This is a genomic window from Croceitalea vernalis (assembly GCF_031846405.1).
Lineage (GTDB): Bacteria > Bacteroidota > Bacteroidia > Flavobacteriales > Flavobacteriaceae > Croceitalea > Croceitalea vernalis.
The window spans coordinates 540901-550995 of the sequence record NZ_JAVRHU010000003.1 but is presented as its reverse complement, the minus strand read 5'-3'; the positions used below and the strand labels follow the sequence as shown (position 1 = coordinate 550995).

Sequence of the window (10095 nt, the reverse complement as noted above, 5' to 3'; positions counted from 1 at the left end):
TTTGAGTGTTTAACTCTTAGTAATTACGCAGTTATTTTGTCTACAGACTATACATTAAGAATAATTTGTGAAGGTTGTTCAGACCGGTTTAGTCTAGGGTAATGTTGTAAAGTCCAGTATTGTTTTCTTGTAGAATACCGTTGATTTCAAGACTTTTTAATCTAGGGATGCCACCACAACAACCGCCAGATTCAGACAGTTCTATCTCAATAACAAGTGGAATTATGATGTTGTTTTCTAGCACAAGATTATTTTGGAAAGTACCTGTTGACCAGTTATAGTATTCTAAAACCAATATGGCGTCTGTATTTTCAGAATTGAAAGTGGAAAGACCTATCAAAAAGTCATTGGCATTATCTCCTGTAATGGAAATGTCTTCAAGCGTATAGATTTCAGTTATAAAAACATTAGCGTTGTCCTGTTCTATATTGAATGCCAAAACTGGTGGCCCTAGGCATGAAACTGCAGCGCAATCATCTTCAGGACAACAGGTTGCACATAAAAAAATGAAGCTAGCTACAAGTTGTTTTAAGAGCATGTGTTTTATTGTAAGATTCTAAATTGTCTAAGGGTTGCTTAATTTTTGGAAGAAATTCACTTTGTATGATGCTACCAACCGCCAGATGCCCCACCACCGCCAAAGCCGCCACCGCCAAAGCCACCACCAAAGCCTCCACCACCAAAACTTCCACCGCTTCCAAAACCACCTCCAGAGGAACCGCCTTTGTAACCACCGCGCCCCATATTGCTGAGAATAATAATGTCCCATATATCTAGTCCACCGCCATTACGTCCTCCACGGTTGTTTTTACCGCCCCCTTGGCCTTTTCTACTCGCCAAAATCAGTAGGATAACAAAGAAAATTATAAAGGGTAAAAATGCTTTAAAAGAAAAACCTTGATTGTTAAAGTTTCGTTCTTCGCTAAATTGACCTGTCAGCACCTGAAATATGGCGTCTGTTCCTTTATTGAGTCCATTATAATAATTTCCAAGTTTGAATTCTGGTATAATCACAGATTCTATAATTCGTTTACTTCTGAAATCTGTGAGATACTCTTCCACACCATATCCAGTACTTATTGCAATTTTTCTATCATCTTTCGCTAATAGAATTAACACACCATTATCTTCGTCTGCCTTGCCAATACCCCATTTTTGCCCCCATTTGGCACCTATGTAATTGATATCTTCTCCTTTTGTAGAGCTTATTACAGCAATAACTATTTGAGTAGAGGTACTATCAGAATATTGAACTAACTTTTGCTCTAACGAAGATTTTTGAGAGCTTGAAAGTAGGTTTACATAATCGTAAACACTAGTTTGTTTTTTGGGTTTTTCAGGTACCGTGAATTGGCCCCATGCAAGTGAGATAAATAAAAAGGAGATAAGAAAACTAACCCTTTGAAATTGCATCGCTCAGTTCATTTGTGTCATTATGATTCCATGGAAAATGTGCCTCTAATTCTTTACCAGCAGTTAAAACACCCTCAACAATACCATCTTTAAATGCATCCTTCTTGAAATGGCTAGCAATAATGGTTTTTGTTGACTCCCAAAAGCCTTTAGGCACGGCTCTGTCGATACCTTTGTCACCATAAATAACAAATTTTTTGTCATGAACAGCAACATACAGCAATACTCCATTTTCATCTTTTGTGTTATCCATTTTTAGAAAATGAAAAACTTGTTGGGCCCGGCTAAAATGGTCTATTTTTGATGATGCTTCAATATGCACCCGGATTTCACCAGAAGTATTCTTTTCAGCTTTTAATATTGCCCTAACAATTTCTTGCTCTTCATCAACGGTAAGAAAATCTTCTACTTTTGACATCTTTAATTAAAATCGAATTCTACGTCAGGAGCATTCTCTGAACCTGGGTCAGAACTAAACAACGCTAATGCATCAAAACCTGCAATATTTGCAATGAAATTAGTTGGAATTTTTTCAATAGCAATATTATAATCTCCTGCTAAATCATTAAATCGATTACGTTCAACGTTTATTCTATTTTCAGTTCCTTCTAATTGCGATTGTAGTTCTAAAAAGTTCTTATTAGCCTTTAAATCTGGATAACGTTCCACAGTGACTAGAAGCCGAGATAATGCGGATGATAATCCTGATTGTGCCTGTTGAAAAGCGGCAAGTTTTTCAGGAGTTAGATTATTGGCATCAATGGTTGTTGAAGTTGCTTTTGAACGAGCCTCAATAACATCTTTTAACGTCCCTCTTTCAAAATCAGCTGCTCCTTGAACGGTTTTAACTAAGTTGCCTATTAAATCACCTCTTCTTTGATAAGAGCTTTCTACGTTAGCCCATTGTTTTGTTGCTTGGCCCTTCATGTCTACAAGACTGTTATTTGTATTTACATACCAACTTCCTAAAACAAAAATTAGGACACCAATAATTACCAATGGAATTAATAATTTTTTCATTTTCTAAGGTTTTAAGTGTTTATCTGGATTATAGTTATTAATTGGTCAGAAAAAAATAGATTTTGTTACAACCTATGAAAGAATACTTCAAAGGTTTTCTTTGATTTTTACCAATTCAGCACGTACTTTTTGAAGTTTTTCAATAACATCAAAATTTGATAATGTTTTGTGCTTTTCTTCCTTCAGGTGAGTTTTGGCTCCTTCTAAAGTAAAACCTCTTTCTTTAACTAAATGATGAATTAGTTTTAGGTTTTTAATATCTTCCGGAGTGAATTTTCGATTTCCTTTAGCGTTTTTTTTGGGTTGTAAAACATCGAATTCTTTTTCCCAAAATCGGATTAAAGATGTATTTACATCAAAAGCCTTAGCAACTTCACCAATACCATAATAGCGCTTTTCAGGAAGGTCTATGTGCATTAATCTAGAGATTGATTTTCTTGTGTAGCAAATTTGAGCATGTTCTCAAACTCTTGTGGAGATAAACTTCCATAATAGAAATTAATTGGATTTATTCGTTCCTTATCTTTCCAAACTTCGTAATGTAGATGTGGTGCTTCAGAACGTCCGGTATTGCCTACAAAACCTATCAAATCGCCACGCTTAACTTTTTGACCTTTACTTACATTGTACTTGCTTAAGTGAGCATATACGGTCAAATATCCGTAGCCATGATCTATTCGTATGTGTTTGCCAAAACCAGAAGAATTGTTATCAGCCCTGGTTACCTTGCCGTTACCTGAGGCATAAACTGGTGTACCTCTTGGTGCTGTAAAATCCATCCCGCGATGCATTTTTCTCGTTTTTAAAAAAGGATCAGTACGCCATCCAAATCCCGATGCCATTCTAGTCAAATCTTCATTGCGAACAGGTTGTATAGCAGGAATAGCTTCAAGAAACTTTTCTTTTTCCTCTGCAAGAATAGCAATCTCATCTAAAGATTTTGATTGAATCACCATTTGTTTCTGAATGATATCTAACCTTTTGGTGGCATCAATAATAATTTCAGAATTGTTGAAACCTTCGAGTGATTTGTATCGATTAACTCCACCAAAACCAGCTTTCCGTTGTTCTTCCGGTATAGGATTGGCTTCAAAATAAAGACGATAAATATTGTTATCACGATCTTGAATATTGGCTAGAACATTTTCAATCTGTTCCATTTTTTTATCCAATATTTCATATTGTAGTTCATAATTAGAAACCTCTCTTTGTAAAGAAAGCTCTTTTGGTGTATTAACTAAATTGGTATTTAGTAAAAAGAGAAGGCCTAAAAAACCAAAAAGAGATGCGCCTAATAAAAAGAACAACACATTGCGATACCGTTTCGATTTTTTCGGCTCAATCTTTCTATAAGAGAGCGTATCTGGATCGTAATAGTATTTTACTTTAGACATGAAGTGAAATTATCCTATTTTTGGTCATTCGTTTTAAGGTAACAAACAAATATAAAAATTGTTTTGTTTATTCTGCTAAAATTAATTAAAGCTTAACTCCCAAGATGACATCTCAAAAGGTTAGAGAACAGTTTTTAAACTTTTTTAAATCAAAAGAACATAAGATTGTTCAATCAGCACCAATGGTCATGAAGAATGACCCTACTTTAATGTTTGCCAATGCTGGTATGAACCAGTTTAAAGAATTTTTTCTCGGAAATTCTAAGGCTAAATCAAAAAGAGTTACCGATACTCAAAAATGCCTACGCGTTAGTGGCAAGCATAATGATTTGGAAGAAGTAGGTAAAGATACTTATCACCATACGATGTTTGAGATGCTAGGTAATTGGAGTTTTGGGGATTACTTTAAAAAAGAGGCAATTCATTGGGCATGGGAGCTTTTAACGGAAGTCTATGGAATAGATAAAAACAGTCTATACGTATCCGTTTTTGAAGGCAGTGATGATGCTGATAATCTTAAAATGGACCAAGAAGCTTTTGATTTGTGGAAGGGTATTGTACCAGCGGATCGCATAATCATGGGTGACAAAAAGGATAATTTCTGGGAAATGGGGGATCAAGGTCCTTGTGGCCCTTGTTCAGAAATACATGTAGATATTCGCTCAAAAGAGGAAAAAGCAAAAATATCAGGTGCTTCATTAGTGAATCAAGACCATCCATTAGTGGTTGAAATTTGGAATCTTGTATTTATGCAATACAATCGTAAAGCCAATGGAAGTTTGGAAGATTTGCCTAATAAGCATATTGATACAGGGATGGGCTTTGAACGTCTATGTATGGTTTTGCAAGATGTAAAATCAAATTATGATACTGATGTTTTCACCCCTTTAATTAGAGAAATTGAAACCATAACCGGGGCAGATTATGGTAAAGATCAAGAAATTGATATTGCCGTACGAGTAATAGCCGATCACGTTAGAGCAGTTGCGTTTTCAATTGCTGACGGACAATTACCAAGCAATACTGGAGCGGGCTATGTTATTCGAAGAATTTTAAGAAGAGCTATTAGGTATGGTTTTACATTTTTAGATACTAAAAAGCCATTTATATATAGATTGGTAAAGGTCTTAGGAGAATCAATGGGGCAAGCTTTCCCAGAATTAAAACAACAATACCAATTAATTGAAAATGTAATTAAAGAGGAGGAGGCCTCATTTTTAAGCACCTTAGAACAAGGATTAATCTTGCTTGACTCTGTCATTAAATCAGCAAAAACTAAGACAATTGATGGCTCTAAAGCTTTTGAATTGTATGATACTTTTGGTTTTCCAATAGATTTAACTTCATTGATTCTTGAAGAGCGCGGATATGAATTAGATGTCGACGGATTTGAAAAGGCTTTAAAGGCTCAAAAAGATAGGTCTAGAGCAGCTTCTGAAACCTCAAAAGAAGATTGGACGGTTTTAACTGAAGATGCTGAACAAGAATTTATCGGATATGACAGTTTAGAAGCTACAGTGAAGCTTGTCAAGTATAGAAAAGTAACTAGCAAAAAAGAAGGTGATCAATATCAATTAGTCTTTAATTTGACGCCCTTTTATGCTGAAGGAGGTGGGCAAGTTGGTGATAAAGGGTATTTAGAAGCTTCAAATGGTGATGTAATTTACATTACTGATACTAAAAAAGAAAATAATGAAATTGTTCATTTTTCTGAAAGTCTTCCAAATCATATTTCAGACCATTTTAAAGCCGTTGTAGATGCAAAACAACGCCAACGTACAGCAAGCAATCATACTGCCACTCATTTATTACATCAAGCGCTAAGAGAAGTTCTTGGAGAGCATGTGGAGCAAAAGGGCTCCGCTGTACATTCAAAATATCTACGTTTTGATTTTTCGCATTTTTCTAAATTGACTATAGAAGAATTGAGAGAAGTTGAGAATTTTGTCAATGCACGTATTGAAGGACAATTACCTTTTGAAGAAGGTCGCAATATACCTGTTAAAGAAGCGCTTGCACAGGGGGCTATGGCGCTTTTTGGAGAAAAGTATGGTGATACTGTGCGCACCGTACGTTTCGGACAGTCTATTGAGTTATGTGGAGGCACTCATGTTAAAAACACAGGTGATATTTGGCATTTTAAAATTACTTCTGAGGGAGCAGTTGCTGCAGGAATAAGAAGAATAGAAGCCATCACCTCGGATGCGGTAAAAGACTTTTATTTTAAAAACAACAGAACACTTTTCGAAATAAAAGATTTGTTGAATAACACTAAAGAACCTGTAAAAGCAGTTACGGCTTTACAAGATGAAAATTCACAATTAAAAAAACAGGTTGAGTTATTATTAAAAGATAAAGCCAAAGGACTTAAATCCGAATTACTAAGTGAATTGACTACTATTAATGAAGTTAAATTTTTAGCAACGAAGGTTGATTTAGACGCTGCGGGTATAAAAGACCTTTCGTTTGAGATAGGGAATAATAAACAAGACCTTTTCTTGCTTTTAGCTTCTGAAAAAGATGGTAAGGCTATATTATCATGCTATATCTCAAAAGAACTGGCTTTTGAACGTAATTTAAATGCTGGTACTATAGTTCGAGAATTGGGTAAATATATTCAAGGCGGCGGCGGCGGACAGCCCTTCTTTGCAACAGCAGGGGGTAAAAACCCAGCTGGTATACCTGAAGCATTAGAAAAGGTTAAAGACTATTTAAAATAGATGAAAAAAGTTCTTGTAGGTGTAGTAATGACATTGGCTTCGGTTTTGATTTATAAGTCATGCACTGATGATTCAAAACAGAAATCCAACCTGCAAGAGAATTCAATGCTAATTGAGCAGCAAATTAAAAATGTTTCAAAACTAATTGTGACCGAGGGTCATTTTGCCGAGGTTTACAATTACGCAGATTCCAAGGAGCTTTTTGGGCCATTGATTACTGCAGATAAAAAGGCCTTAGTAGTGGTAAACGCCGAGGTCTTAATTGCCTATGATTTAAGTAAAATAAATTTTGAGATTGATCAAGAATCAAAGACGTTGTATATTAAAGATATACCTCAACCTGAGATTAAAATAAATCCAGATTTTGAATATTACGATGTTACTGCGGACTATCTAAATCAATTTGACGCCAAAGATTACAATAAAATCAAACGTAACGTTAATACATCGCTTCTTAAAAAAATAGAACAATCTTCTTTGATAAGCAATGCAGAAAATCGGCTTTTAAGTGAGCTTTCAAAGTTTTTAGCATTGACTAATTCTCTAGGATGGAAACTGTTTCACAATAATCAATCACCAATTATTGAAATAAATGATTTAAACCTGAGCGGTAACGCTTTGATTGACTAAAGCCAAACCGTCATCAATTAATTGCCCAATCTTTGGGGTATTCTGTTTTACCTGCTCTAAATGTTTTAAAATATTATTTGCGAGATTATTTTCGTTGGTAGATTTGGCTAACTCATACAACTCAATTGATAATAACCAATCATTCGGAAACGTTTTACTCACTTCTTGAAATACTTTGTTTCGTGAAATTGTACTGTTGATTCCATTACGGTAATCACGAACTTGTTGATAGTAATTTTCTAAGACAGTTTTTTCTTTACTTTTTTTGTTTTTTTTTGGTGTATTGCTTATTTCATGACTAATCAAATCAAAACTGCTTAAATCAGCGGGTCCGTTAAACGCGGAAGTGATATGTTCGCCAACCGCCATATGGTACAACCCCCATTCTGGTAAAAATAATACAGTGTCATCATGCGTTACGCGACAATCTTTGAAAGTAATCAATACGATTTCTCCTTTTAAATTTCGCGTTCCGGTAATAATTTCACCAGTCACAATTACTCCACCTTCAAATTCTAGAGTCACCTGCTCACCTTCAAAAATATTGTAAGCTTTCAAATCGCGCGGTCCCATGTCCTCTATAGCGAGATTTATACCTTTTAATTTTCCAATTGGTGAGCCAAATCCATTTGGGTGATTATTAGTGCCGTGGCCTACTAGTTCTTTTTCTCGATAAGCTAATGCTGTTGGTCCAAAGGTTCTAAGGTAAATCGGTTTGCCATCATATGCTATAAGGTTATCAAAAATCCCTGAAATTTGAATTCCTGTACTCAGTTCTATCGTCCCTAATGCTTTTGAATGTACTACTTTTTTTAAGCCTCTTAAACCTCCTGTTCTAAGAGCCATGCTATTTGCAAAGTCTTCAAGAACTTGACTTAAATGAGCAAAATCAGGCGTAACAAATAGTTGTGGTTGAGGTTTGGTAATATCAAAACCTATATAGGTTGCATCCAAGGTGTATGGCTTCTTTTTTACATCATCGGTCATACACCATGCACTTTCGCCAATTGATGATAAAAGACCAGCGCCATAAAGTTGCGGTTTCTCTATTGTTCCTATGAGGCCATATTCGACAGTCCACCAATGTAAATTTCTGATTAATGCCATTTCGCTAGGCTCACCCATATTTTCTTGAAGAAATTCAATATGTTTTTCTGCTTTTTCAATTTCATCATCTGGGGTGCCTTCAGCTTCTTTGATGATTGATAAATGACGTACGGCTTCATAAAGCTCATAATCCTTGGCGCTTGAAATTGCTTTACAGCCAATTTCTCCAAAACGTCTTAAGTATTCTGCATATTCCGGGTTAGCAATAATTGGTGCATGGCCTGCTCCTTCATGGATAATATCCGGAGCAGGGGTATATTCAATATTTTCTAATTGCCGAATATCTGAAGCAATTACTAAAACGTTAAATGCTTGAAACTCCATAAAAGCGGATGGGGGAATAAACCCATCAACAGCTACTGCTGCCCAACCAATTTCTTTGAGTATTCTGTTCATTCCGTACATGTTCGGAATGTTGTCTATGTCAACACCTGTTTTTTGGAGGCCTTCAATATACGATTGGTGTGCAACTTTACTGAGGTAATCCACATTTTTTCTCATTACATAGCGCCAAACAGCTTGGTCTATTGCTGTGTAATCTTCATAATTTTGAGGTTTTATATATTGTCGTAAATGCGGTGGTAATTTATCTAAAATAGGATTGCTTTGGTATGTAGTTTCCATAAATCAATACTTCTTTATTCTAATGATTCTAATTTTTTAGTCGACACTTTTTAAATGACTTCTCCTTGGGCATTAAATAACTGTTTCATTGAAAAAGCTGAAGCTGTATCGCCATTAAGCTCTAATTCTTCAAGCTTGTTTTTAGCCATTTGTAAACTTGGTAATTCATTTACAGGTAACCACCACATTACAAATTGGGAAGGCCCTTTAATATCAAACCACTTCTTTTTGTTTTTTAAAAAATAAGAATGTACCGTACCGTAAACAAAAGCTTTAAAAGAATCAAGATCTTTCCAAACGCTTATATTCACAGCCATCATTTCATCTTTAAAAGGAGATTCGATGTAACTTGCGGATCTTCCTGCATCGTCTTTCAAGCGCCATACAAATCCATTACTTTCTTCAGCAAATTTATTAACGGGCTCTAAAAAATCAACGAATTCTTTCATGATAGGGCTATCAAGGCTTGCATTAAAACGAGCAATATTCGCTTGTGCTAAATGATATTTCATTAAAGGCATATTTCTTATAAAGTTAAGATGAAAAGTTTAAATAGTTGTTTTAAATATAAAAAACAGTAATATTCACTATTTTGTAAATATTTTAAAGGAAAAAGTGTTATTTTGACTGTAAATTGTTTAGGTAAAGAGGAAAAAATATGTATTCAGATTTGGATGATACCGATAGAGCGATATTAAAAATCTTAGAAAACGATTCAAAAACTATTGCAAAAACTATTGCAGAACAGTTGGGTTTAACTAAAACCCCGGTTTACGAACGCATCAAAAGATTAGAGCAAGAAGGTTTTATTAAAAAATATGCTGCCATCATCAATAAAGAAAAAGTGGAGAGTAGTATAACGGTATTTAGTTTTATATCCTTAGAGGTTCAAAAGGGAGCGATGATGGATGATTTTTTAGAGTTGGTTAATCAGTTTCCTGAGGTGGTTGAATGTTTTGTTGTTGGTGGTGAGTTTGATTTTTTACTAAAGGTTATTGTAAAAAATCTTGATGCTTACTATACATTTGCTAAAACCAAAATCGCCTCTTTACCAAATATTGGCGCTGTGAAAAGTGCTTTTGTGCTAAAAGAGGTTAAAGACGAAATTGCTTTTCCATTATTATAATAAACAGCGAAGTAATTAAGCTTATTTGCGATAAACACTTAAAAAGGCTTACTAATTACTT

At 34.9% G+C, this 10095-nt stretch carries 11 protein-coding genes; 3 read left to right on the top strand and 8 right to left on the bottom strand.

All coding sequences use genetic code 11. The features are described 5' to 3' along the window. Nucleotides 1-88 precede the first annotated feature (88 nt). The 6 genes from RM520_RS12930 to RM520_RS12905 form a co-directional block, all read right to left on the bottom strand. Nucleotides 89-538, bottom strand: coding sequence for a hypothetical protein (locus tag RM520_RS12930; RefSeq protein ID WP_311388275.1), 450 nt, complete (start codon nucleotides 536-538; stop codon nucleotides 89-91). A gap of 71 nt (nucleotides 539-609) precedes the next feature. Then, complete coding sequence (locus RM520_RS12925) at nucleotides 610-1413, bottom strand: TPM domain-containing protein (RefSeq protein WP_311388274.1); 804 nt, start codon at nucleotides 1411-1413, stop codon at nucleotides 610-612. Next, nucleotides 1394-1831: a TPM domain-containing protein gene (locus RM520_RS12920; protein WP_311388273.1), complete on the bottom strand. Its 438-nt coding sequence runs from the start codon at nucleotides 1829-1831 to the stop codon at nucleotides 1394-1396. The genes RM520_RS12925 and RM520_RS12920 overlap by 20 nt, the downstream gene beginning before the upstream one ends. 2 nt (nucleotides 1832-1833) lie before the next feature. After that, on the bottom strand, nucleotides 1834-2433 hold the full coding sequence (locus tag RM520_RS12915) for a LemA family protein (protein WP_311388272.1): 600 nt from the start codon (nucleotides 2431-2433) through the stop codon (nucleotides 1834-1836). 87 nt (nucleotides 2434-2520) lie between these two features. Beyond that, nucleotides 2521-2850 carry a MerR family transcriptional regulator gene (locus RM520_RS12910; protein WP_311386086.1) on the bottom strand — a complete coding sequence of 110 codons (330 nt, stop codon included), beginning with the start codon at nucleotides 2848-2850 and terminating at the stop codon, nucleotides 2521-2523. Continuing rightward, the gene (locus RM520_RS12905) at nucleotides 2850-3827 is read right to left on the bottom strand and encodes a M23 family metallopeptidase (protein ID WP_311386085.1); all 978 of its coding nucleotides are present in this window, start codon (nucleotides 3825-3827) and stop codon (nucleotides 2850-2852) included. Before RM520_RS12905 ends, RM520_RS12910 begins: the two co-directional genes overlap by 1 nt. 104 nt (nucleotides 3828-3931) lie before the next feature. Here RM520_RS12905 and alaS point away from each other — a divergent pair, with 104 nt between their 5' ends. Both alaS and RM520_RS12895 read left to right on the top strand, forming a co-directional pair. Beyond that, nucleotides 3932-6547, top strand: a complete 2616-nt coding sequence (alaS, locus tag RM520_RS12900) for an alanine--tRNA ligase (protein WP_311388271.1) — start codon at nucleotides 3932-3934, stop codon at nucleotides 6545-6547. Next, nucleotides 6548-7177 carry a DUF4230 domain-containing protein gene (locus RM520_RS12895; RefSeq protein ID WP_311388270.1) on the top strand — a complete coding sequence of 210 codons (630 nt, stop codon included), beginning with the start codon at nucleotides 6548-6550 and terminating at the stop codon, nucleotides 7175-7177. Here the strand turns inward: RM520_RS12895 and RM520_RS12890 are convergent. Both RM520_RS12890 and RM520_RS12885 read right to left on the bottom strand, forming a co-directional pair. Continuing rightward, a complete protein-coding gene (locus tag RM520_RS12890; protein ID WP_311388269.1) occupies nucleotides 7145-8908 on the bottom strand; it encodes an aromatic amino acid hydroxylase in 1764 nt (587 codons plus the stop codon). The two genes, RM520_RS12895 and RM520_RS12890, sit on opposite strands and share 33 nt — an antisense overlap. 50 nt (nucleotides 8909-8958) lie before the next feature. Beyond that, the gene (locus RM520_RS12885) at nucleotides 8959-9420 is read right to left on the bottom strand and encodes a DUF3291 domain-containing protein (protein WP_311388268.1); all 462 of its coding nucleotides are present in this window, start codon (nucleotides 9418-9420) and stop codon (nucleotides 8959-8961) included. Between the two features lie 146 nt (nucleotides 9421-9566). Between RM520_RS12885 and RM520_RS12880 the strand changes: the two genes are divergently transcribed. Beyond that, on the top strand, nucleotides 9567-10034 hold the full coding sequence (locus RM520_RS12880) for an Lrp/AsnC family transcriptional regulator (RefSeq protein WP_311386080.1): 468 nt from the start codon (nucleotides 9567-9569) through the stop codon (nucleotides 10032-10034). Nucleotides 10035-10095 lie beyond the last annotated feature (61 nt).

What these genes read in the sequence shown, in the direction of transcription:
- RM520_RS12920 (WP_311388273.1), bottom strand. Translation starts at nt 1,831, where the DNA reads ATGTCAAAAGTAGAAGATTTTCTTACCGTTGATGAAGAGCAAGAAATT.
- RM520_RS12895 (WP_311388270.1), top strand. Translation starts at nt 6,548, where the DNA reads ATGAAAAAAGTTCTTGTAGGTGTAGTAATGACATTGGCTTCGGTTTTG.
- alaS (WP_311388271.1), top strand. Translation starts at nt 3,932, where the DNA reads ATGACATCTCAAAAGGTTAGAGAACAGTTTTTAAACTTTTTTAAATCA.
- RM520_RS12885 (WP_311388268.1), bottom strand. Translation starts at nt 9,420, where the DNA reads ATGAAATATCATTTAGCACAAGCGAATATTGCTCGTTTTAATGCAAGC.
- RM520_RS12880 (WP_311386080.1), top strand. Translation starts at nt 9,567, where the DNA reads ATGTATTCAGATTTGGATGATACCGATAGAGCGATATTAAAAATCTTA.
- RM520_RS12890 (WP_311388269.1), bottom strand. Translation starts at nt 8,908, where the DNA reads ATGGAAACTACATACCAAAGCAATCCTATTTTAGATAAATTACCACCG.
- RM520_RS12905 (WP_311386085.1), bottom strand. Translation starts at nt 3,827, where the DNA reads ATGTCTAAAGTAAAATACTATTACGATCCAGATACGCTCTCTTATAGA.
- RM520_RS12915 (WP_311388272.1), bottom strand. Translation starts at nt 2,433, where the DNA reads ATGAAAAAATTATTAATTCCATTGGTAATTATTGGTGTCCTAATTTTT.
- RM520_RS12910 (WP_311386086.1), bottom strand. Translation starts at nt 2,850, where the DNA reads ATGCACATAGACCTTCCTGAAAAGCGCTATTATGGTATTGGTGAAGTT.
- RM520_RS12925 (WP_311388274.1), bottom strand. Translation starts at nt 1,413, where the DNA reads ATGCAATTTCAAAGGGTTAGTTTTCTTATCTCCTTTTTATTTATCTCA.
- RM520_RS12930 (WP_311388275.1), bottom strand. Translation starts at nt 538, where the DNA reads ATGCTCTTAAAACAACTTGTAGCTAGCTTCATTTTTTTATGTGCAACC.